The organism is Williamsia serinedens, from assembly GCF_024171725.1.
Taxonomy (GTDB): domain Bacteria; phylum Actinomycetota; class Actinomycetes; order Mycobacteriales; family Mycobacteriaceae; genus Williamsia_A; species Williamsia_A serinedens.
In genome coordinates, this window is record NZ_JAMTCG010000002.1 from 359,584 (window position 1) to 381,389 (window position 21,806).

The 21,806-nt window shown below is 69.5% G+C and carries 25 protein-coding genes and 1 tRNA gene; 12 read left to right on the forward strand and 14 right to left on the reverse strand.

All coding sequences use genetic code 11. The features are described from left to right. Window positions 1–129 precede the first annotated feature (129 nt). A complete protein-coding gene (locus LX12_RS05130; RefSeq protein WP_253653447.1) occupies window positions 130–1,020 on the reverse strand; it encodes an SDR family oxidoreductase in 891 nt (296 codons plus the stop codon). A gap of 49 nt (window positions 1,021–1,069) precedes the next feature. Next, entirely contained in the window at window positions 1,070–1,606 is a 537-nt protein-coding gene (locus LX12_RS05135) for a TetR/AcrR family transcriptional regulator (RefSeq protein WP_253653448.1), read from the reverse strand. A 99-nt stretch (window positions 1,607–1,705) separates the two neighbouring features. Here LX12_RS05135 and LX12_RS05140 point away from each other — a divergent pair, with 99 nt between their 5' ends. Further along, window positions 1,706–2,446: an SDR family oxidoreductase gene (locus tag LX12_RS05140; RefSeq protein WP_253653449.1), complete on the forward strand. Its 741-nt coding sequence runs from the start codon at window positions 1,706–1,708 to the stop codon at window positions 2,444–2,446. A 25-nt stretch (window positions 2,447–2,471) separates the two neighbouring features. On the opposite strand, the gene LX12_RS05145 is transcribed toward LX12_RS05140, so the two are convergent. Together LX12_RS05145 and exaC are read right to left on the reverse strand one after the other, a co-directional pair. After that, complete coding sequence (locus tag LX12_RS05145; RefSeq protein ID WP_253653873.1) at window positions 2,472–2,888, reverse strand: DUF779 domain-containing protein; 417 nt, start codon at window positions 2,886–2,888, stop codon at window positions 2,472–2,474. Further along, complete coding sequence (gene exaC, locus LX12_RS05150; RefSeq protein WP_253653450.1) at window positions 2,885–4,408, reverse strand: acetaldehyde dehydrogenase ExaC; 1,524 nt, start codon at window positions 4,406–4,408, stop codon at window positions 2,885–2,887. Before exaC ends, LX12_RS05145 begins: the two co-directional genes overlap by 4 nt. A gap of 116 nt (window positions 4,409–4,524) precedes the next feature. On the opposite strand from exaC, the gene LX12_RS05155 reads away from it, so the two are divergent. Then, window positions 4,525–4,992 (forward strand): SRPBCC family protein, encoded by a 468-nt coding sequence (locus LX12_RS05155; protein WP_253653451.1) that lies wholly within the window; start codon window positions 4,525–4,527, stop codon window positions 4,990–4,992. Window positions 4,993–5,005: 13 nt separating this feature from the next. Here LX12_RS05155 and LX12_RS05160 read toward each other — a convergent pair whose 3' ends face one another. The 3 genes from LX12_RS05160 to LX12_RS05170 all read right to left on the reverse strand — a co-directional run bounded on the left by LX12_RS05160 (window position 5,006) and on the right by LX12_RS05170 (window position 8,056). Next, window positions 5,006–5,788, reverse strand: a complete 783-nt coding sequence (locus LX12_RS05160; RefSeq protein WP_253653452.1) for an acetoacetate decarboxylase family protein — start codon at window positions 5,786–5,788, stop codon at window positions 5,006–5,008. A 40-nt stretch (window positions 5,789–5,828) separates the two neighbouring features. Then, on the reverse strand, window positions 5,829–7,097 hold the full coding sequence (locus LX12_RS05165; RefSeq protein WP_253653453.1) for a helix-turn-helix domain-containing protein: 1,269 nt from the start codon (window positions 7,095–7,097) through the stop codon (window positions 5,829–5,831). Window positions 7,098–7,180: 83 nt separating this feature from the next. Next, on the reverse strand, window positions 7,181–8,056 hold the full coding sequence (locus tag LX12_RS05170) for an SDR family NAD(P)-dependent oxidoreductase (protein ID WP_253653454.1): 876 nt from the start codon (window positions 8,054–8,056) through the stop codon (window positions 7,181–7,183). A gap of 65 nt (window positions 8,057–8,121) precedes the next feature. On the opposite strand from LX12_RS05170, the gene LX12_RS05175 reads away from it, so the two are divergent. The 4 genes from LX12_RS05175 (at window position 8,122) to LX12_RS05190 (ending at window position 10,203) form a co-directional block, all read left to right on the forward strand. Continuing rightward, window positions 8,122–8,541: a YccF domain-containing protein gene (locus LX12_RS05175; RefSeq protein ID WP_253653455.1), complete on the forward strand. Its 420-nt coding sequence runs from the start codon at window positions 8,122–8,124 to the stop codon at window positions 8,539–8,541. A gap of 9 nt (window positions 8,542–8,550) precedes the next feature. Continuing rightward, complete coding sequence (locus LX12_RS05180; RefSeq protein ID WP_253653456.1) at window positions 8,551–9,453, forward strand: SAM-dependent methyltransferase; 903 nt, start codon at window positions 8,551–8,553, stop codon at window positions 9,451–9,453. A 66-nt stretch (window positions 9,454–9,519) separates the two neighbouring features. Next, window positions 9,520–9,915: a guanyl-specific ribonuclease gene (locus LX12_RS05185; protein WP_253653457.1), complete on the forward strand. Its 396-nt coding sequence runs from the start codon at window positions 9,520–9,522 to the stop codon at window positions 9,913–9,915. An 18-nt stretch (window positions 9,916–9,933) separates the two neighbouring features. Beyond that, window positions 9,934–10,203 (forward strand): barstar family protein, encoded by a 270-nt coding sequence (locus tag LX12_RS05190; RefSeq protein WP_253653458.1) that lies wholly within the window; start codon window positions 9,934–9,936, stop codon window positions 10,201–10,203. Between the two features lie 26 nt (window positions 10,204–10,229). On the opposite strand, the gene LX12_RS05195 is transcribed toward LX12_RS05190, so the two are convergent. The 4 genes from LX12_RS05195 to LX12_RS05210 are packed head-to-tail and all read right to left on the reverse strand — an operon-like array spanning window position 10,230 to window position 14,277. Then, window positions 10,230–11,738 (reverse strand): ATP-dependent DNA ligase, encoded by a 1,509-nt coding sequence (locus LX12_RS05195; RefSeq protein ID WP_253653459.1) that lies wholly within the window; start codon window positions 11,736–11,738, stop codon window positions 10,230–10,232. After that, window positions 11,735–12,781, reverse strand: coding sequence for a GGDEF domain-containing protein (locus LX12_RS05200; protein ID WP_253653460.1), 1,047 nt, complete (start codon window positions 12,779–12,781; stop codon window positions 11,735–11,737). The genes LX12_RS05195 and LX12_RS05200 overlap by 4 nt, the downstream gene beginning before the upstream one ends. Window positions 12,782–12,836: 55 nt before the next feature. Then, window positions 12,837–13,271, reverse strand: a complete 435-nt coding sequence (locus tag LX12_RS05205) for an SRPBCC family protein (RefSeq protein ID WP_253653461.1) — start codon at window positions 13,269–13,271, stop codon at window positions 12,837–12,839. A gap of 7 nt (window positions 13,272–13,278) precedes the next feature. Continuing rightward, on the reverse strand, window positions 13,279–14,277 hold the full coding sequence (locus LX12_RS05210) for a TauD/TfdA dioxygenase family protein (RefSeq protein ID WP_253653462.1): 999 nt from the start codon (window positions 14,275–14,277) through the stop codon (window positions 13,279–13,281). 127 nt (window positions 14,278–14,404) lie between these two features. Between LX12_RS05210 and LX12_RS05215 the strand changes: the two genes are divergently transcribed. The 4 genes from LX12_RS05215 to LX12_RS05230 all read left to right on the forward strand — a co-directional run bounded on the left by LX12_RS05215 (window position 14,405) and on the right by LX12_RS05230 (window position 18,022). Continuing rightward, window positions 14,405–15,055 carry an ABC transporter permease gene (locus LX12_RS05215; RefSeq protein ID WP_253653463.1) on the forward strand — a complete coding sequence of 217 codons (651 nt, stop codon included), beginning with the start codon at window positions 14,405–14,407 and terminating at the stop codon, window positions 15,053–15,055. After that, window positions 15,052–16,236, forward strand: coding sequence for an ABC transporter ATP-binding protein (locus tag LX12_RS05220; RefSeq protein WP_253653464.1), 1,185 nt, complete (start codon window positions 15,052–15,054; stop codon window positions 16,234–16,236). Before LX12_RS05215 ends, LX12_RS05220 begins: the two co-directional genes overlap by 4 nt. Continuing rightward, window positions 16,233–17,006 carry an ABC transporter permease gene (locus LX12_RS05225; protein WP_253653465.1) on the forward strand — a complete coding sequence of 258 codons (774 nt, stop codon included), beginning with the start codon at window positions 16,233–16,235 and terminating at the stop codon, window positions 17,004–17,006. Before LX12_RS05220 ends, LX12_RS05225 begins: the two co-directional genes overlap by 4 nt. Window positions 17,007–17,074: 68 nt before the next feature. Next, window positions 17,075–18,022 carry a glycine betaine ABC transporter substrate-binding protein gene (locus LX12_RS05230; RefSeq protein WP_253653874.1) on the forward strand — a complete coding sequence of 316 codons (948 nt, stop codon included), beginning with the start codon at window positions 17,075–17,077 and terminating at the stop codon, window positions 18,020–18,022. Between the two features lie 45 nt (window positions 18,023–18,067). On the opposite strand, the gene LX12_RS05235 is transcribed toward LX12_RS05230, so the two are convergent. Further along, window positions 18,068–18,343: a hypothetical protein gene (locus LX12_RS05235; RefSeq protein ID WP_253653466.1), complete on the reverse strand. Its 276-nt coding sequence runs from the start codon at window positions 18,341–18,343 to the stop codon at window positions 18,068–18,070. A gap of 237 nt (window positions 18,344–18,580) precedes the next feature. Here LX12_RS05235 and LX12_RS05240 point away from each other — a divergent pair, with 237 nt between their 5' ends. Further along, window positions 18,581–19,276, forward strand: coding sequence for a hypothetical protein (locus LX12_RS05240; RefSeq protein WP_253653467.1), 696 nt, complete (start codon window positions 18,581–18,583; stop codon window positions 19,274–19,276). Between the two features lie 6 nt (window positions 19,277–19,282). Here the strand turns inward: LX12_RS05240 and LX12_RS05245 are convergent, their stop codons facing one another. Then, window positions 19,283–19,900, reverse strand: coding sequence for a MarC family protein (locus LX12_RS05245; RefSeq protein ID WP_253653468.1), 618 nt, complete (start codon window positions 19,898–19,900; stop codon window positions 19,283–19,285). A 29-nt stretch (window positions 19,901–19,929) separates the two neighbouring features. Next, window positions 19,930–20,012 (reverse strand) — tRNA-Leu (locus tag LX12_RS05250). A gap of 245 nt (window positions 20,013–20,257) precedes the next feature. Between LX12_RS05250 and LX12_RS05255 the strand changes: the two genes are divergently transcribed. Continuing rightward, window positions 20,258–21,715, forward strand: coding sequence for an FHA domain-containing protein (locus LX12_RS05255; protein ID WP_253653469.1), 1,458 nt, complete (start codon window positions 20,258–20,260; stop codon window positions 21,713–21,715). Window positions 21,716–21,806 lie beyond the last annotated feature (91 nt).

A 21,806-nucleotide genomic window follows, 5' to 3' on the forward strand; every position in this document is an offset into this window, starting at 1 on the left:
TTCTCTGGAGGCGGCTGCGCGGATCGCGGAACGGGCGAGCAGACGAACCGGGCGACCCGTCAGCGATCGAGCACGACAGCTTCTCGAGGAGCAGCGGCGCCGGTGACGACGTCCGGCCGCCCGCAGATCTCAGTGACCTGACTCGACGACCGCGCCCGACTCGATGTTGCGGGCGCTGGTGGAGCGGCCGAGGGCGGCGACCTCGGCGTCCATCTTGGGGATGATGTGCGGCGCCTGCTGCAGCGACGACTGCTCGCCGACCTTCGACGTGATCACCGACCGCAGCGTGCCGATCGCGCCGACCCAGCCGGGCACGTAGACGCGGCGCTTGCGCTTCTCGAGACCGGAGATGAACGCGTCGACGCACTTGTCGACGGTGGTGGTCTGGCTCAGCGGGCCGGGCAGGTTCGAGAGCATCTCGGCGAACGCCGACAGGTCCTTCTTGGCATCCTGGACGAGCGGGGTGTCGATCCACGACATGTGCGCCGAGCCGACGTCGACCCCGAGGTGCTTCACCTCGAGACGCAGTGCGCTGGCGAACATCTCGGCGCCAGCCTTGCTCGCGTTGTAGGCCGCGAGACCGGGGGCCGGCGTGAACGCGGCGAGCGACGACACCACGAGGATGTACCCCTTGCGCTCGATCACCGACGGCAATGCGGCCCGCACCGTGTGGAAGACGCCGGTGACGTTGATGTCGACGACCCTGCGGAAGGCGTTCGGGTCGACGTTGAGGACGGACCCGTAGGAGGCGATGCCGGCGTTCGCGAGCACCATGTCGATCCCGCCGAACTTCGCGACGCCAGCGTCGACGGCGGCCTGCATGCTCGCCAGATCGGTCACGTCGGCGACGGCACTCACCGCGGAGTCGCCCAGTTCGTCGGCGACGAGCGCGAGGGTGCTCTCCTCGATGTCGGCGATGACGACCTTGCCGCCGCGCTTCACCACCGCCTTGGCGGTCTCGTAGCCGATGCCGCGCGCGGCACCCGTGATGAGGACGACTTTGCCCCTAAGCGACGCCATGACGCGCACCCTTCTTCGACTGCGGGCCCGGTGTCGGCCCGATCACACCCTAGGACCCACGCCGGAGTCCGTCGACGAGCACGTCGAGCAGACGGGGCACTCGGTCGTCCCACTCGTCGGCGGTGACCTGTGTGAGGAACCAGGTCATGAGGATGACGTCCCGGGCGTCGATGCCCTCTCGGAATTCGCCGGCGGCACGGCCCGCGTCGAGCAGCGCGGTCACCGCCTCGCCCAGCCGACCGTGGGTGGTCGACGAGACGTCGGACCACGTCGACGCCGAGACCGCGGTCATCACACCGCGTTTCACCACGGCGTAATCGGCGAGACGCGCCAACCAGCGTCGGAGGCCCGCGACCGCGTCGTCTCCGGACGCCTCCTGACGTGCGAGGAGCGCGAGATCGTCGATCTCGGCGGTGTAGACGGCGCCGATGAGCGCGTCACGGTCGGCGAAGTGCCGGTAGAGCGTCCCCTGACCGACACCGGCCGCCCGCGCCACCTGGCTCAGCGACAGGTCGGCACCGTCCACGAGAAGCGCGCGCGCAGCGTCGAGAATCTGCGCGCGGTTCCGCTCGGCGTCGCTGCGCATCGGGTCTCCTCCGATCGGCACGTGCAAACGGATGGGTTGTCCGCTTACAGTGGGCGGCAAGCGGACAGGTCGTCCGCTTCTCGTCAGGAGGGTAGCGCCATGTCCGCACTCGACCATCTCGTCGTCGCTATCACCGGGGCTGGGTCCGGGATCGGTGAGGCCACCGCACGGCGCCTCGCCCGTGCCGGCGCGGCCGTCGTCGTGGGTGGGCGCCGCGCGGACCGGCTGGAGGCCGTCGCCGACGGCATCCGGTCGTCCGGTGGGCGCCCGGCCGTGGCCACCGTGGACGTCACGTCCCGCGAGGAGATGCACGCGTTCGTCGCCGCGGCGGTCGAGGAGTTCGGCAGGCTGGACGTCCTCGTCGCCAACGCGGGGATAGGGCCGATCTCGCGGATCGACGCGCAGCGCGTCGACGACTGGGACGCGATGATCGACATCAACGTCCGCGGGGTGCTCCACGGGATCGACGCCGCGCTGCCGGTCTTCCGCGAGCAGGGTCGCGGGCACTTCGTGACCATCGTGTCGACGGCGGGCATCAAGATCGTGCCCACCATGGGCGTGTACGCCGGCACCAAGAACGCGGTGCGCACGATTCTCGAGGCGTTCCGCCAGGAGTCGACCGACGGGGTGGTCAAGACGACCGCGATCTCCCCCGGCTTCGTCCGGACGGAGTTCGCGTCGTCGGTCACCGACCCCGGGATCCGCGCCGAGATCGAACGCGGGATGACCACCGCAGGACTCGACCCCGACGCGGTCGCGCGGGCGGTCGAGTTCGCCGTGGATCAGCCCTGGGACGTCGAGATCGGTGATCTGACGATCCGTCCCGTCACCCAGGGCTGATCCGTGGCGGCGCCGATATGCCGACTCAGAAGAAGTCGGCACCCTTCTTCGGCGGATCCGCGGCGAGCGCGGTGTTCTCGTCGGGACTGAACGCCCGCGACCGCGAGAGGAAGCGGACCCCTTCCGGGGCCTCCAGGCTGAACCCGGCGCCGCGCCCGGGGACGACGTCGAGGATCAGCTGGGTGTGCTTCCACAGTTCGAACTGATCACCGTTGATCCAGACCCGTACCGGCGGAAGCGGATCCGGCAGGGCGATCTCGCCGAGCAGGATGTCGCGCTGTCCCACCCGGTAGTCGCCGACCGGGTAACACATCGGCGCCGACCCGTCGCAGCAGCCACCGGACTGGTGGATCATGAGCCCGCCGTGCAGCTCCGACAGCTTGGTCAGGAGCTGCACGGCGGAGTCCTGGGCGACCGCGCGCGGGGGCGCCTGAGTGATCAGAAGAACCCCTTGGCGTTCTGCGCGTACCCCACGAGCAGGTTCTTCGTCTGCTGGTAGTGGTCGAGCATCATCGCGTGGTTCTCCCGGCCGATGCCCGACTGCTTGTAGCCGCCGAACGCCGCGTGCGCCGGGTAGTCGTGGTAGGTGTTCGTCCACACGCGACCGGCCTGGATGTCGCGGCCGGCGCGGTAGGCGCGGGCACCGTCACGCGACCAGACGCCCGCCCCGAGCCCGTAGAGGGTGTCGTTGGCGATCGACATCGCGTTCTCGTAGTCGGAGAACGACGTCAGCGCGAGCACCGGGCCGAAGATCTCCTCCTGGAAGATCCGCATGCTGTTGCTGCCCTCGAAGACGGTCGGCTTGATGTAGTAGCCACCCGAGAGGTCGCCGCCGAGGTCGGCCGGCTCACCACCGGTGAGGACCTTCGCGCCCTCCTCGCGACCGATGTTCAGGTACGAGGTGATCTTCTCGAACTGGTCGTTGGAGGCCTGCGCGCCCATCATCGTGTCGGTGTCGAGCGGGTTGCCCTGCTTGATCTGCTCGACGCGCTTGACCGCGAGGTCGACGAAGTCGGAGTAGATCGACTGCTGGACCAGCGCGCGACTCGGGCAGGTGCAGACCTCGCCCTGGTTGAGCGCGAACATGGTGAAGCCCTCGAGCGCACGGTCGCGGAAGCCGTCGTCGGCCGCCATCACGTCGTCGAAGAAGATGTTCGGGCTCTTGCCGCCGAGCTCCAGCGTCACCGGGATGAGGTTCTCCGACGCGTACTGCATGATCAGCCGGCCGGTGGTGGTCTCACCGGTGAACGCGATCTTGCGGATCCGGTTGCTCGACGCCAGCGGCTTGCCGGCCTCGACACCGAAGCCGTTCACGATGTTGACCACACCGTCGGGCAGCAGGTCCGAGATGAGGCTCATCAGGTACAGGATCGACGCCGGCGTCTGCTCGGCCGGCTTGAGGACGACGGCGTTGCCGGCGGCCAGCGCGGGGGCGAGCTTCCACACCGCCATGAGGATCGGGAAGTTCCACGGGATGATCTGCCCGACGACGCCGAGCGGCTCGTGGAAGTGGTAGGCGACGGTGTCCTCGTCGATCTGCGAGAGCGACCCCTCCTGCGCGCGGATCGCGCCGGCGAAGTAGCGGAAGTGGTCGATCGCGAGCGGGATGTCGGCGGCGAGCGTCTCGCGAACGGCCTTGCCGTTCTCCCACGACTCGGCGACGGCGATCTTCTCGAGGTTCTGCTCCATCCGGTCGGCGATGCGCAGCAGGACCTGCGCGCGCTCGGCGGGGGCGGTCTTGCCCCAGGCCGGTGCGGCGGCGTGCGCGGCGTCGAGGGCGAGGTCGATGTCCTCGGCGGTCGAGCGGGCGACCTCACAGAACGTCTTGCCGTTCACCGGCGAGGGGTTCTCGAAGTACTGGCCCTTCGTGGGCGCGATCCACTTGCCCCCGATGAAGTTCTCGTAGCGCGACTCGAACGACATGACGGCACCGTCGGTGCCCGGGTTGGCGAAAACCGGCATTGGTCTCTCTCCCTCACTGCCCTGATGGTTTGTGATGTGCATCACCGATGCTACGCAGGCAACGTTGCAGGTCCGTTGCATCGGCGACGACGCCCGATCCGCGTAGGTTCGAGGGCATGAGTCAGCCACAGGTCAGTCCCGTCGACGTCGGATCCCACAAGGTCGCCCGCCGCGTGACCGTGAACGCGCCCGCCGCGGAACTGTTCGCCCTCGCCGCGAACCCGCATCGTCACCACGAGCTCGACGGGTCGGGCACCGTCCGTGACTCGACCGTGAAGGGCCCCGAGAAGCTGTCGACCGGCGACAAGTTCAGCGTCGGGATGAAGCAGTTCGGCTTGCCCTACAAGATCACCTCGACCGCGACCGAGATCGTCGACGGCCAGACCGTCGAGTGGCAGCACCCCATGGGTCACAAGTGGCGCTGGGACTTCCGGGAGACCTCACCCGGTGTCACCGAGGTGACCGAGACCTTCGACTACACGACGGCGCGTTCGCCGAAGTTCCTCGAGATCACCGGCTACGACAAGAAGAACGGCGAGGGCATCAGCAACACACTCGCCAAGCTGGCGCAGCGCTACAGCTGAGGAGACGCAGCGGTCAGCGCACGCGCGGTGCGGCGAGGGTGACGCCCGAGTAGTCGATGGTGCCGCCCGAGTAGCTGCGGTCGGCGAACAGGCGCCGCAGCTGCGGGCTCCCCGCCGTCGACAGGCGGATCCGCGTGGGGGCGGTCGTCAGCGACATGGCACCGAGGTCGTCGAAACCCGTTCTGCCGCATACGCCGTCGGCGTCGACCTGCTCGAGGCCGGAGACCGCGGAGAGCAGCCGCGTGGTGAGCGATCCGGCGGCGAACCGCGGGACCCCGATGTGCCTGGACGTCCCGGGTGACTCGGCCGTGATCGCGACGGACCAGTCGCCGTCGGGTCGCGCACCCGTCACGGTGACGGTGCTGTCGGCGACGGGGTCACCGGAGAAGTCGGCCAGCACCTTGGGCAGGGCCCAGTTCTCGCGGCCACCGCGCATCGTGGCCGCGGAGTCGACGGGCAGGAACGGGATGTGGCCGAAGACCCCGCCCAGGCGCGCGTAGAGGATCGCCCCGCCGAGCTCGTGGTATCCACCGACCGGTGTCTCGCTGTAGGTGACCGCGAAACCGACGCGCAGCAGCGGTCGGGCGCCCCGCCGGAGCGCGGCCGGTAGCAGTTCGCGGTCGTCGGAGCGCGCTCGGGTCGACCACCACACGCCGCGGCCAGCTATGCGCCACGGTGCCGGGCTCCCGTGGTCGGGCGTCTGCAGGAGCATCTCGTCGGTCGCGACGCCCTCGGGGACGGTCGAGGGCAGGTCGGTCCACCGGAATCCCCGGTGCAGCGCGCTGGTCGACATCATTGGAACAAGCTAACAGATCTGTTCCATTGGTTGAAGGGTCCTAGAGCCGGACACCGAGTCGTCGGTCCACGAGTGCGGCGCGTCCTCGGGCGCGGGCGGTCTCCACGGAGTCGGACGGCATGCGCCGGGCCAACGCGTGCCAGGCCGCCGCGTCGTCGCGACCGTGGACCGACGCGGTCCAGGCGCGCAACCCGGCCGGGTCGCTGCCCCCGAGAGCGAGACCGCGGAGATCGGCGAGGACCTCCTCGAGGATCGCGGTGACGCCGGGTGCCCGGGAGTCGGCGGCCAGGCCGCCACGACCGAGCGCCGCGACCGCTCCCGCCACGTCGCCGCGACGAGCCCGGTCGACGACGCCGGCGATGTCGCAACCGATCGGCACACCCGCCCGATAGGGGCGGGACAGCACCACGTCGGACCCGAGGTCACGCCGGAGACGGGAGATCTCGGCGCGGACGGTCACCGCGTCGACACCGTCCTCCGACAGCGCCATCGCGAGCTGCTCGGTCGAGAGCCCGTCGCGGTGCCAGGCGAGCAGCAGGAGGATCTCGGCGTGCCGGGGGCTCAGCCGACGCGACGGGCCGGTCGGCGGGATCCACCGCGGGCCGTCGGCGTCGAGCACGGCGACCGTCGCGGGACGCGCCGGGTCGTCGGGTGCCGACAGGGTCGACAGGTCGACGGCACCCATCCGCAGGTGCAGTTCGATGGCGGAGACGACCGACCGCACCGCGGACAGGGCGAAGGGCGCCGCCACCGGGTTGCCGCCCGTGACGTCGAGGACGCCGATGACGTGGCCGGTCACCGGGTCGTGGACGGGGGCGGCCGCGCAGTTCCACCCCTGGACGGGTTGGACGAAGTGCTCGGCGCCGACGATCTGCACTCCGCTGTCCACCGCGAGGGCCACACCGGGGGCGTTGGTCCCCACGACCTCCTCCGCCCAGACCGCCCCCTCGACGAAGTCGATCGCCGCGGCCCGGTCACGCGCCTCGTGATCACCCTCGACCCACAGCAGCCGCCCGTGCTCGTCGGTGAGGGCCATGACTACACCGGTGCCGGCGATGTCGTCGAGCATCAGCGACCGGATCATCGGACGGACGGCGGTCATCGGGTGCGTGGCGCGGTACCCGGTGAAGTCGTCGGGCCCGGCGACGGATTCCACGGTGGCCGTCGACGACGGGTCCACACCGCGGCGGAGCGACCGCATCCACGATTCCCGCACCACCGAGCGCACGTCCGGGGCGTCTCCGTCGGTCAGCATGCGCTCCAGCGCGGTCCGCACGGAGGCGTCGTGCCGGTCGGGACCAACGGTCATCGCACACCTCCTACCGCGCCTGTGTCGCGCGTCCCCATCGCGCACCATTGTGCCCTAGAGCACACCGTGCGCGTCGGGGCTGTTCAGACGGCGTTGCGGGCGACGAGCCCGTCGGCGACGTCCGACGACACGGCACTCACCCGCCGCAGGAAACGGGCGACACGCGGCATGATCTCCAGCTCGCGGTGGACCGCCGCGTGGACCAGCCAGTCGGCGGCCTCCGTCGCCGTGAGCGCCGGGGCCTTCTGGTACTCGTCGGTCGGCGCGATCATCGGGGTGCGGGTGAGCGGGAAGTACACGGTGCTCACCGTGATGCCGGTGCCGCGGAGCTCGGCGGCGATGCTGCGACCGAAGACCGAGATCGCCGCCTTCGACCCGGCGTAGGCGGAGAACTTGGGCATCGCCCCCATCGGGATGCCCCACGTCGACACGTTGATGAAGTGTCCGCTGCCGCGCTCCTTCATGGCGGGCAGGAACCCGAGCGTCAGCTGCACCGGGCCGAAGTAGTTGATGGCCATGGTCCGCTGGTAGTCGTGCAGGCGGTCGGTCGAGTCGAGCACGTCACGACGGATCGACCGGCCGGCGTTGTTCACGACGACGTCGGGGCAGCCGTGGTCGCGCAGCACCTCGTCGATGAGTCGGGCGGCGTCGTCGGTGTCGGCGAGATCGGCCGGGCAGGAGTGGGCGGTCCCGCCGTCGGCACGGATCCGTGCGACGACCTCGTCGAGCTCCTCCACCCGTCGGGCGACGAGGAGGACGGTGGCGCCGCGTCGGGCGAACTTCTCCGCCGCCTCGGCACCGATGCCCGACGACGAGCCGGTGATGAGGACGGTGGCGCCGCGCAGACGCTCGGTCGGGGACCCGGTGGGCAGGGCCGAGACGAAATCGCTCGGGGTGCGGGGACGCTGCATCGCGGTGCGCACCACGCGCGTCGCGAAGGCGGTCACAGGATTGCTCATGCGAGAACGGTAGAGGACCGGCTGACACGGGCTCGTGTCAGACCGGCGGACGGCAGAATGAGCCGATGAACACGCTTCTCAACATCATCTGGCTGGTGCTGGCGGGCCTGTGGATGGCCATCGGGTACTTCCTCGCCGGCATCGTCTGCTGCATCCTCATCATCACCATCCCGTTCGGGATCGCCGCGTTCCGGATCGGCGCCTACGCGCTGTGGCCGTTCGGGCGCAGCGTCGTCCGCGATCCGGGTGCGGGCGTGGCGTCGGCGATCGGGAACGTGATCTGGCTGATCGTCGCCGGCATCTGGCTCGCGCTCGGCCACATCGTCACCGGGGTCCTGCTGTGTCTGACGATCATCGGGATCCCGCTCGGTCTCGCCAACTTCAAGCTGGTGCCCGTCTCGCTGCTCCCCCTCGGCGCGCGCATCGTCGACACCCGCATGGTCGCCGGGAACGCGTACGTGGCGATGCCGCAGACGCGTCGCTAACATTTAGGCATGCAAACGAATCAGCGTTCGGACGGCGACCAGTGGACCATCACCTCCAGCGTGGGGCGGACCGCGCTGCTGGTGGCGCTGGGACGGGCGCTGGAGAGCAGGCGTGACGACGCGCTGATCGACGACCCGTTCGCCGAGTCGCTGGTGCTCGCCGCGGGCGATGCGGACATCACACCCACCGCGGTCGAGGAGCGGGCACAGGACGACCCCGACATGACCCGGTCGCTGGAGTTCCTCACCGACATGATGGCGGCGAGGACCTTGCGCATCGACGACGAGATCCGGACGGCCAACGCCGACCGGTGCCGTCAGGTGGTCCTCCTCGCGAGCGGCCTCGACGCGCGCGCCGCGCGGATCCCGTGGACGCCGGGCACCACCGTGTTCGAGGTCGACCAGCCCGCGGTCATCGGGTTCAAGGACGAGGTGCTCGACGAGGTCGGCGCACGCCCGTCGGCCACACGCGTGTCGGTCGCCTGCGACCTCCGCGACGACTGGCTGAGCGCACTGCGCTCCGCGGATTTCGCCGACGACGTGCCCACGTTCTGGCTCGCGGAGGGCCTGCTCCCCTACCTCCGTCCGGCCGACCAGGAGCGACTGCTCACCACGATCACGTCGGTGGCGCCGAGTGGCAGCGTGCTCATGCTGGACACGACGAGTGGGCCGATCGACACCGACGACTGGGACGTCGACGCCACGGGTTTCGGGGTGAGCGTGGAGGACCTGTTCCTGGACACGGGAGAGTTCGACGCGCAGCAGTGGCTGGAGGAGCACGGCTGGACGGCCACGTCGGAACCGGTCGTGTCGGTGCTGGGGGAGAACGGCCGCGGCAGCGGGATCACCTCCGACGAGCGCTACTCGGCGATGATCGGCAAGGTCCGCATCGTCACCGCGCACCGTCGCTGACGCCCGATCATCCACCGTTCACCCGCGGTTGACCCGACGGCCACGACCACCCGGTAATCATTACGCATGCTCACGAAGAAGCGGTTCTCCGCCGTCGCCGCCGCGGTGTTCGCCACCGGCGCACTGACTCTCGCCACCCCAGCGACCGCCGACGCGGCCATCTCCTCCTGCTACCTGTCGTCGCTGCCGTCGCAGGCGACCGACACGGTCGACCTCATCCACGACGGTGGCCCGTTCCCCTACCCGAACAACGACGGCGTCGTGTTCTCCAACCGGGAGGGCGTCCTGCCGTCGGCGGCGTCGGGCTACTACCACGAGTACACGGTGATCACGCCCGGCTCGAGCACCCGCGGGGCACGTCGGATCGTCACCGGCGGAACGCCTCTCACCAGCCCGCCCCACTACTACTACACCGGTGACCACTACGGCTCCTTCTGCGAGATCCGCGACGCGAACTACTGATCCGGTAGAACGACACCCGTGATCCGCTACCGCATCGACGGCTCGGCCATCGCGTCGACGAAGGACTTCTACGACGAGATCGGCCGGGCCGTCAACGGTCCGGGCGGCTACTTCGGCGCCAATCTCGACGCGCTCGCCGACTGCCTCCGTGGAGGATTCGGCACACCGGCCGACCAGGGCTTCGAGTTCGAACTGACGCAGTCCGACACCGTCCGGGCGCATCTCGACCGCTTCGACGAGATCGTCGCGGTGTTCGCCGACGAGGGTGTGCCGCTGCACCTGCACTGACCGTCGGGCCTGCGCCGACCGACCGATCAGAGGCGCATGGCGCGGACCGTGTCGACGGTGTCGGCCTCGGCCGGTGTCTTGTCGGGCCGGTACCGCAGGACCCGTGCGAAGCGCAGCGCCACCCCGCCGGGGTAGCGCGACGACGTCTGCGCACCGTCGAGTTCGATCTCCACGACGATCTCCGGCCGCAGGTACACGGTATGACCGTCACGGTGCGTCTCGTACCGCGGCAACTCCTCGGTCTGCCACCGCAACAGCTCGTCGGTGAGTCCCTTGAACGTCTTGCCCACCATGATCGGCGGGCCGCCGTCGGGGTCGCGTGCGCCCAGGTGCAGGTTCGAGAGCCATCCCGACCGCCGACCGCTCCCCCACTCCACGCCGATGACGACGAGGTCGAGGGTGTGTTCGGGCTTGATCTTCTGCCAACTCTTCCCGCGGCGGCCTGCACTGTAGGGCGACGCGAGGTCCTTCACCATGGCCCCCTCGTGGCCGGCGGCGAGCGCGGCGTCGAGGTGCGCGGCCGCCTCGTCGGGGGTCGGACGCATCACCGACGGGATGCGATGGGGTCCGGCGACGCGCTCGAGTGCCACGAGCCGTTCCTCGAGCGGCGCGTCGAGGAGGTCGACGCCGTCGAGGTGAAGGCAGTCGAAGAACCACGGCGACAACAGGAGTTCGCCCTCGGCGGAGCCGAACCGGCTCATCGTCTCCTGGAACGGGCGAGGGCGACCCGAGTCGGCGAGGGCGAGCGTCTCCCCGTCGAGGACGACGGACTCGCACGGCAGGCCCCGGACCAACTCGACGAGTTCGGGCACCGACGACGTGATGTCCCGCAGCGTCCGCGTCACGATGAGGACGTCGTCACCGGTGCGGTGGACCTGGATGCGTGCCCCGTCGAGCTTGTACTCGACGACGACGTCGGGCCCGAGCGACGCGATCGCCTCGTCCATCGACGAGCCCGGTGACGCCAGCATCGGCCGGACCGGCCTCCCGACGACGAGAGCCACGGCCCGCAGCGTCTCCTCGCCACCGGTGATGGCGTCGGCCGCGGTGCGTGCGAGGTCACCGGAGAGCATGACCGCGCGCCGGACGACCGCTGCGTCGACACCGGACGCCGCCGCGATCGCCTCCGTCATCACGCCCTCGAGCGCGCCCTGCCGCAGCTCGCCGGTGATGAGACCGATGAGGAACTTCTGCTCCGACGCTGTGGCCGCGCCGAGCAGCGCACCCAGGGCGGCCTTGCGGCGTTGCGTGGATCCGGCGCCGGTGATGGTGGTCAGCTCGGTGAGCGCGGCGTCGACCTCGGTCACGGTGAGCGACGGCTCCGCCGCCGGGTCGGGGCGCGCCGACGACAGCGTCCGCCACCCGATGCCGATCCGTCCCTGACGGGTCTCCCCCGCCAGCCAGACGACCGTGGCGAGCACCTCGTCGGGCGCGGCCACGGACAGGACGGCGGCGAGTTCGGCGGTCTTGGTCTTGCGTGACCGGGTCGCAGCGACCCGCTCGGAGGCGTCGACGACGGACGCGAGCAGGGTCACCGGCGCACCCGGACCCCGTTGCCGCCGGACCGCTTCTGCTCGTACATGACCTTGTCCGCCTGTCGATGCGCCGCGCGGGCGACGTCCCGCGGGGTGGTCCCGGTGTCATGGCTGACGAACGTGACCCCCACGCTCAACGTCACCGTGGGAGCGTCCCTTCCCCCCGACAGGCGTGTCGGGATCGCCCGCACGCGATCGCAGAGCAGGTCGACGCTCGGGTGGATCAGCGCGATGGTGAACTCCTCGCCGCCGCTGCGGGCGACCACCCCGAGATCGCCGACGTGACCGGTCAGCTCGCCCGCAACATGCGCGATCACCTCGTCGCCGACGTCGTGACCGTGGATGTCGTTGACGGACTTGAACCCGTCGATGTCGGCGACCGCGACGGCCACCGACTCCCCGGTCCGCGCCGACCGCGCGACCATCGGGACCATCGCGCTCCACATCCCGCGCAGGTTGCGGACACCGGTGAGCGGGTCCGTCGAGGCGAGCACGGCCCGTTCGCGCATGGTCCGCCAGGCGAGCTCGACGGTGAGGATCGGTCCGACGACGGCGAACAGGACGATGTCCATGCGGACGAGGACATAGACGACGCCCGCCCCGTAGGCGATCGCGGCGCCGGCGTAGGCGGCGGTGACGACCGTCGCGAAGAGGGTGTGCGCCACCAACCATCGCCGTGGCAGGAAGAAGACGGCCATCAGGCCGATCACCCCGAACAGGGCGCACCCGATGACCGCGTCGGCCAGGGGTTCGATCGACGTGAGGACGAGACCGGTGCCGAGGTCGGCGAAGACGATGAACGTGCGGATGCCCCGCGGAGTCAGGAACCACCGGCTCACCACCCACACGACGGCGGTGACCAGTGACAGCGTCCCGAACGCGATGACGAGGAGATCGAGCCACCAGGGACTGTCGGTGTAGAGGCGCGTCAGGTACGCGAGCAGTGCGAAGTTCGCGGCCGCCGCGCCGATCGTGTATCGCGAGATCGCCTGGATGCGGGACTCGCGGTGAGCTGCCGGCTGCGCGGGACGGACACCTCGCATCGCTCACTCACCCCGTGTCGGAACCTCTGTGGCGTATGACACTAATGCAGGGGGGTCAGAGCGTCTCCAGAGAATCCGTCATCGACCGGACGGTCTCACCGGCGATCCGCTGGAAGAGCAGCCAGAAGACCGGGATGCCCAGTCGCCACACGCCCTTCGGTCGGATGGTCGCCGTGTAGGTGATCTCGCTGCGGCCGTCGCCGAGGGCGCGGACGGCGATGTCGTCGGCGGTGTCCGTCGCGGTGTTCGTCCCCTCGAACCGCACGTGGTCGGGGTCGTCGCGGACCAGGGTGTAGTCGAGCTGGGGCTTGGCACCCCCGAACGAGGACGTGTTGTGCCAGACGGTGCCGACGGCGACAGGGCCGTCGGTGGTCTGCACGTTGCTGATGCTGCCGGGGTCCCACTGCGTGGCGTTCGCGAAGTCGCGGAGGTAGGCGACCGCCGCCTTCTGCTCGACCCCGGCCGTGAACGTCCGCGTCACCTGGACCATGCGCGCCTCAGCGGGCGAAGCCGGAGATGCTGCGGTCGCTCACAGGGGCGAAGCCCGGCAGTCGCGACGGCTCGTCGACGACCGAGTAGTGCGACGCGTCGCCGGCGATCACCGTCGACCGACGACCGTCGACACCCACGGGGATGTCGCCGGCGAGGGTCACGCGGTTCACCCGGCGGTAGGCGCCCCCGAAGTCGGCGACGCCGTAGTGCTGCGTCGAGCGGTTGTCCCAGATCGCGACGTCGCCCGGCGACCATGCCCAGCGGACGGTGTTGTCGGGGCGCTCGATGCGCGCCTGCAACAGACGCAGGATGTCCGCGGTCTCCGACGTCTTCAGACCCGTGAAGGAATCGACGAAGTGGCCCAGGGTCAGTGCGCGCTCGCCGGTCTCGGGGTGGACGCGGACGACGGGGTGCTCGGTCCGGAAGACGGTGCGCACGAACTCCTCCCGGTACGCCGGGTCACTGGAGTCGCCCACGGTGAGGTGCTCGGCGTAGTCGTAGTCGTTGGTGTGCACCGCGCGCAGCGAGTCGGCGAGGACGCGCAACGGCAGCGGCAGCGCCGCGTAGGCCGCGACCGTCGACGCCCACATGGTCGCGCCGCCGTACTCCGGCTGCACCACGGCCCGCAGCACCGACATCTTCGGGATGCGGTCGACGAAGGTGACGTCGGTGTGCCACGAGTTCGCGGCCCCCTCCAGCGGCAACAGGTCCTCACCCCGCGACAGGACCGTCGGATGCGCCTTCGTGGGGACGCCCAACCGCGACGCGAACGCGTACTGGCCGTCGTCGTCGATGTGGTGCTGCCCCGTGATGACGACGACCTTGTGGGTCAGGACCGCCCGTCGGATGTCCTCGACGGTCGTGTCGTCGAGGTCGGCCGACAGGTGCACGCCGTCGATCCGGGCTCCCAGGTGGTGGCCGATCTTCGTCAGCGTGACCCGGGGATCGGCGAAGTCCGCACGGGGTGCGTCGGTGGTGCTCGTGGGGTCCAGAATCGCCGTCATACCAGCATGTATGCCCCAAGTCGGGCCCTCGGGGAACGGTTGCGCGCATACTGAGCCGAATTGCGATGGCCCGTCGAGACCGCGGCGCGTCGGTCGCACGGGCCACATTCACCAGTGAGGAGGGCCCGTGGACAACGTCTGGAACTACTTCACCGACCACCGGCGCCAGCTGCTGTTCGACAGCTACCAACACGTCAGTGCCGTCGTGCAGAGCGTCGTCCTGGCCACACTCATCGCCGTCGCGATCGGTGTGCTCACCTACCGCAACGCGACCGCGTCGTCGCTGGCGAACTCGCTGTCGTCGGCGATCCTCACGATCCCGTCGTTCGCCCTGCTCGGCCTGCTCATCCCGATCTTCCACCTCGGCGTCACGCCCAGCGTCATCGCGCTGGTGCTGTACTCGCTGCTGCCGATCATCCGGAACACGATCGTCGGACTGACCGCCGTCGACCCGGCCCTGGTCGACGCCGCCCGCGGCACCGGCATGAGTCGGATCCAGACGCTGTGGCGGGTCGAGATGCGTCTCGCGTGGCCGTCGGTGCTCGCGGGCATGCGCGTCAGCTCGACGATGGCGATGGGCATCCTCGCCATCGCCGCCTACGCCAAGGGACCCGGCCTGGGCAACCTCATCTTCTCGGGGCTCGCCCGCATCGGCAGCCCCACCGCCATCCCGATGGCACTCACCGGCACCATCCTCATCGTGGTGCTGGCTCTCGTACTGGACGCGATCTACCAGGTGATCGGCCGTCTCACCACATCGAAGGGACTCGCAGCATGACCGGAGTGCAGGAGAGGTCGGCTGCGACCTCGTCGACGGAGAAGGCGACCGGCGTCGAGATCGTCCTCGACCACGTGAGCAAGCGGTACCCCGGCCAGCAGAAGGCTGCCGTCGAGGACGTGTCGATGACGATCGGGGCCGGCGAGATCGTCGTGTTCGTCGGCCCGTCGGGCTGCGGCAAGACGACCACGATGCGGATGATCAACCGCCTCATCGAGCCGACCTCGGGATCCATCACGATCGGCGGCCGCGACGCCCTCTCCATCCCGGCGAACGAACTGCGCCGCTCCATCGGCTACTCCATCCAGCAGGCGGGTCTGTTCCCGCACATGACCATCGAGCAGAACGTGTCGCTGGTGCCCGGCCTGCTCAAGTGGGACAAGAAGCGGGTCGCGGCGCGCGTCGAGGAGATGCTGTCGCTGGTCGGCCTCGACCCGGCGATCTACGCTCGCCGCTTCCCGCGTCAGCTGTCCGGCGGTCAGCAGCAGCGTGTGGGCGTGGCCCGTGCGCTCGCGGCCGATCCCCCGGTACTGCTGATGGACGAGCCGTTCGGCGCCGTCGACCCCATCACCCGTGCCTCCCTGCAGGACGAGTTGATCCGTCTGCACGCCGAGATCGGCACGACGATCGTCTTCGTCACCCACGACTTCGCCGAGGCCGTGAAGCTGGGCGACAAGATCGCCGTCCTCGGTGACCAGTCCTCGATCCAGCAGTACGACACCCCCGAGGCGATCCTGGCCAACCCGGCCACCGAGATGGTCGAGGGCTTCGTGGGCAAGGGCGCACTCCTCCAACAGCTCGGGCTGCAGCGGGTGCGTGATGTCCAGCTGGAAAAGCGGCCCTCCGCGCACGAGAACGACCCCGTCGAGCAACTCGCCCGCGCCATCGACGCCTCCGACGACGACTGGGGCGTCATCGTCGACGACCGTGACCGCCCGGTGCGCTGGGTCCGCGACCACCACCTGCGCACCGCGTCGAACCTGCGGGACGTCGGCGTCCCCGCCGACCTGGTGTCGATGTCGTCGACCCTGCAGCAGGCGCTGGAGGCCATCCTCTCCACCGGCTGCGTCTCGGCGATCGTCACCGGCCGCAACGGTCGCTACGAGGGCGTCGTCGTGATCGAGACCCTGATGTCGGCCATCCGCGACCTGCGCGGGTCGTCCGCCGCGGAGCCCGCGTGACCGCCACGACGTCGGCGGTACAGGCCGCCGAGGTCGACACCGAGGGCCGCGTCCGACTCCTCATCCAACCGTTGGTGGTGCTCGCGATCGCCGCCGCGGTGATCGCATGGGCGTTCACGCAGAGCCTCACCGCCACCCAGAAGGAGACGATCAACCCGTCGAACCTGGCGTCGCTGGTGTGGCAGCACCTCGTGATCAGCGTCGTGGTCGCCGCGATCGTCGTGGCGATCGCGGTCCCGCTGGGCACATTGCTGAGCCGCCCCGGGTGGGTGCGCTTCGCCCCCGTCGCGGTCGCGATCGCCAACATCGGCCAGGCGACGCCGGCGATCGGTCTGCTGGTGCTGCTGTTCCTCTGGACGGCGACCACCGGTTTCTGGATCGGCGTCATCCCCATCGCGATCTACTCGCTGCTGCCGGTGCTCGCCAACACCCTCCTCGGGTTCGCCAGCGTCGACCGCGCGGTCATCGACGCCGGCCGGGGCCAGGGCATGTCCAAGCCCGACATCCTGTGGCGACTCGAGTTCCCCCTCGCGATCCCCTACATCCTGGCCGGACTGCGCACCTCGCTGGTGCTGGCCGTCGGCACCGCCACGCTGAGCTTCCTCGTCGACGCGGGCGGGCTCGGCATCCTCATCGACACCGGCTACAAGCTGCGGGACAACGTCGCCCTGATCCTGGGTGCCGTGCTCGCCGCGTGCCTCGCGCTCCTGGTCGACTGGGCCGGCGCCCTGGCCGAACGCTGGCTCGGACCGAAGGGACTCAGGGTATGAGCGGTTCACCGCGCAGTACGAGTGTGTCGACTCTCCCCCGCCGCGCCAAGACCGCTGCGCTGCTGGCGATGTCGGGGCTGATGATCGCGGTCACGGCGGCGTGTGGCCTCGCGTCCGGCAGCACACCGCCGTTCACCGTGCAGCCCGGCTCGATCAAGCCGGTGGACGCACTCAAGGGCGTGAAGGTCACCGTGGGCTCGAAGGAGTTCACCGAGCAGGTGATCCTCGGCTACATCATCGAGTACTCGCTGATGGCCGCCGGGGCGAACGTGCGCGACCTGACCAGCATCGTCGGCTCCCGCTCGACGCGGGACTCGCAGATCGAGGGCCAGGTCGACGTCACCTACGAGTACACCGGCACCGGGTGGATCAACTACCTCGGCAACGAGAAGCCGATCCCCGACGAGCGCAAGCAGTTCGAGGCCGTCCGCGACGAGGACCTCAAGAAGAACGGTCTGGTCTGGACCGCGCCGGCGCCGATGAACAACACCTACGCGCTGGCCGCGAACAAGGCGACGGTGGAGAAGACGGGCGTGAAGACGCTCAGCGACTACGCCGCGCTGGTGAACCGCGACCCGGGTGCCGCGCGCACGTGTCTGGAGACCGAGTTCCGTTCCCGCCAGGACGGTTTCCCCGGTATGGCACGGGTGTACGGCTTCCCGGTGACCAAGGCGCAGGTGTCGATCCTGCAGACGGGCATCATCTACTCGGCCACCGCGAACGGCGGCCAGTGCGCCTTCGGCGAGGTGTTCACCACCGACGGTCGTATCCAAGCGCTGGACCTGCAGATCCTCACCGACGACAAGAAGTTCTTCCCGAACTACAACGCCGCGATCGTCATGCGCAAGCAGTTCGCCCTCGACCACCCCGACATTGCGAAGGTGATGGCGCCGGTCTCGGACAAGCTGACCAACGCGGCGATCACCGCGATGAACCGCGAGGTCGACGTGGACGGCCAGGAACCGGCGACGGTCGCGCGGAACTGGATGATCTCGCAGGGGTTCGTGAAGGCCTGACCCCGCCGCGGCGGGACCCCCGGGCCGACAGGCCCGGGGTGAGCATCACCGGACGGGCATCGGCTCCGGCGCGACGACACCGTCACTGTCGACGGTCACGACATGTCCGGACCGGTCCAGGCCGTCGGTCGCGACGACGATCTCGCCGCCGGGACGGACGGTGATGCGCACGACGTGGCCGTTCGCGGCCAACATCTCGATGGCGGTCTCGGTCTCGGTGCGGGTCTCGATGCACATGCCCTTGCCGTCGGGGAGTCCGACGACAGCGTTGACCACAGGCCGATCCGCGGCATCGCGCGGGGCCCCACCCAGTTCGCTCACGTCGCTCTCCGTCGTCGTCTCTACACCGTCGTCAGAAACGAGCACGTCGAGCGAGACCCCCGAAACGCCTCCGTGCTGTGTTCGTTATTCGCAAGCGATCATAGCGGCTGTTGAAGAACGTGAGGAGTCGTTCGGCTGAACGACGAGAAAGTGCTGTTCTCTGATCATTCGACAAAGGAGAATTCGACAAGGGAAAATGTGTCGCGGCGAAAGGGCGGAGATGGCGATCATGTCCCGATGTCCTCCCATCCCGATCCCGACGCTTTCCGACGTCTCGCTCAGTCGTCGCATTGGCTGTGGCGATCCGTCGAGTTCGTCTGGTCGGGCGATGCGATGGATCCCCGTCGCGCCCGGATCCGCCGCCCAGCCGACCTCGTGGTCACCGCGCTCGACGGCACGGTTCTCCACCGGTATCGGGCGTCGCGACCGATGGACGGGATGTGGACGGCGACGGGTGACCGCCCGTGGAGACGGGTGTCCGGGGTGTGGCCGCAGGACATCACGCCCGTGTTCGACGACGACGGGCTCGTCTCGGACTTCCCCGATGTCCTTACCTCCGTCGATGTCGACCAACCGTTCTTCCGCAATTACCACTGGGTCGCGATGCTCGATCCCAGCGAATTCGCGGACACAGCGCGTTTCGCGTGGGAACCGGGCGACCCACACGGGGTGGATGTCGGGGACGTCCGCATGGTCACCCATCACGGCCGGCCCGCGTTGGAAGCGATCGTGCAGTCGACGCCCGCATATGAACCACGGTGCATGTGCTGCGCCCTCCTCACCGGCGACCTCGACATGGACACGCAGCAGTGGGTGCCAGGCGTGCCCGCCACCGTTCGGCTCGACCGGGGCACCGGGATCTGCGTGTTCGTCGAGCACCAGGGTCACGAACGCGGTGTCGAGCTCGACGTCGAGATCGTGGCCGCAGGCTGATCGCGGTCAGGCCGTGTTCACGAAGCCGATGATCGAGTTGGCGATGAGCTGGACCGCGATCGCGGCGAGCAGCAGACCCGCGATCTTCGCCAAGAGCGTCACCCCACCGACGCCGAGGATGCGGATGAGGACCGTCGAGAACCGGAGCACCGTCGCCAGGATCAGATGCACCGTGACGATGGCGGCGGCGATCGCGAGATAGGTGCCCGCCTCGTCGTCGGCCTGGGACACCGAGACGATGACCGCCGCGATGGCGCCCGGCCCGGCGAGCAGCGGCGTGCCGAGGGGCACGAGGGCGACGTTCACCCCGTCCGCCGCGCGGGGGTTCGACGCGTTCCCCAGTCCGGTCAGCAGCTGCAGCGCCACGAGGAGGAGAAGGAGACCCCCGGCGCCCTGCAGCGCAGGCACCCCGATGTGGAGGTAGGCGAGGATGAACTTGCCGCCGATGGCGAACGTCGAGATGACGAGCAGGCTGACCGCCGGCGCCTGGAACGCCGCCCGGTTCCGCGCGGCCGGCGTCTGATGACCGACGAGGCTCAGAAAGATCGGTATCTGACCCGGTGGGTCCATGATGACCACGAGCGTGATGAGCACTGTCGTGTACTCGGTGACATCGAAACCCACGCGGAGAGTGTGCCCCGTGGGTGTGTGGGTGGGCGAAGGGGGACTTGAACCCCCACGTCCCGAAGGACACTGGCACCTGAAGCCAGCGCGTCTGCCATTCCGCCACTCGCCCGTGACAAGTCCGGACACTGTCCGAACCGGCATGCCCGTCTGGGTGACGGACGCCGACGACGATAACACGCAGTGCGGCAGCCGGATAAATCGCGCGACCGGACCCCGGGGGCCCGGAGCCGTCGGCCGGTGTGACACACGGGACTGTTGATGACACGATGGCACGATTGGCCTGCTCGATCGCTATCATCAAACGGCGCGGAATGCACGGTGACACGCTGACGTCGTGGAGGGAGGTGTCCCGACATGGGGATTCTGCAGCGCATCGAACGGAAGCTCGAGGGTGCCGTCGACGACGGTTTCGCCCGCGTCTTCGGGGGCAAGGTGGCCCCCCAGGAGGTCGAGAACGCCCTCCAGCGCGAGGCCGAGGACTCCGTCGAGGACCTCGGTGACGGCGGCGCACTCGCCCCGAACGCCTACACGGTGGTGGTCAGCCCCACCGACCACGCGGAGCTGTCGTCGGAATACGAGTTGAACCGCAAGACGTTCTCGCGGCATCTCGAGCACTTCATCCGAGACAACGGATGGCAGACCTACGGGGACGTGGTCGTCGAGTTCGAGCAGTCCCCGTCACTGCACACGGGACAGTTCCGGGCGCGTGGACGCGTCGACCCGGACGCGACACCCCACCCCGTCCCCGGTTCGACGGGTCGGCCCGCCGGGCCGCCCCCGGCCGCTCCCCTCCCGCCCGCGAACCCCCCCGTTCAGCCCCGACCAGGAGTGTTTCCCATGACGCAGAACCCAGGACACGACTCGCGACGCGGGCACGACGACCGCGAGTACGACCGGGGCTCCTACGAGCAGGGTTCCTACGACCAGGGCGGGGCCGGCCACGATCAGGCGGCCTGGGATCAGAGCGGTGCCTCCGGCTACGGCGCCCACGGCCAGGGTGGATACGGGACCGGCGGGTACGACCAGCGCGGCTACGACCAGCCGCAGGGTCAGGCCGGCAGCGGCTACGGCGGCGAGGGATACGATGCCCGCTCCTACGACCGGGCGGGCGACGCCGGGTACGGCCAGGGCTACGCCGACCGCGGCTACCGCGACAGCGGGTACCAGCAGGGCGGCTGGGACCAGCGCGGCGGTCACGACCAGGGCACCTACGGACCCGCGGGCGGCTACCAGCAGGGCGGGTACGGCCAGGCCGGCGGCTACGACCAGCAGGGCTACGACCAGGGCGGCGCCGGATACGAGGGCGATCGTGGCTACCAGCAGGGCGACGCCGGCTACTACTCCGACGCCGACTACCGCGACGCCGGGTACCAGCAGGGTGGGTACGACCAGGGTGGCTACGCCCCGCGCAGCGGCGGTGCCTATCAGGGCGGATACGACCGCGGTGCCTACGACCAGGGCGCCTACCAGCCCGCCGGCTACGAGCAGGGCTACGGCCAGGCGACGGCCGCACCGACCTACGCACCGACCGGTGTGACCCTCGTCCTCGAGGACGGCTCCAACCGGACGTTCTCGCTGCGCGACGGCTCCAACGTCATCGGCCGTGGTCAGGACGCGCAGTTCCGCCTCCCCGACACCGGCGTCTCGCGTCGTCACGTCGAGATCCGCTGGGACGGTCGGACCGCGCTCCTGCACGATCTCAACTCGACCAACGGCACCACCGTCAACGACGTGGCCGTGAGCAGCTGGGAGCTCGCCGACGGCGACCGCATCCGGCTCGGTCACTCGGACATCACCGTCCGCTTCCAGTGAGATCTGTGTGTCCGGCCGTGATCGGCCCGGACACGGTCGGTGGACAAGCGATGCGAAGCTGACACCTACGGATACCGACTCCCCGGCGCCA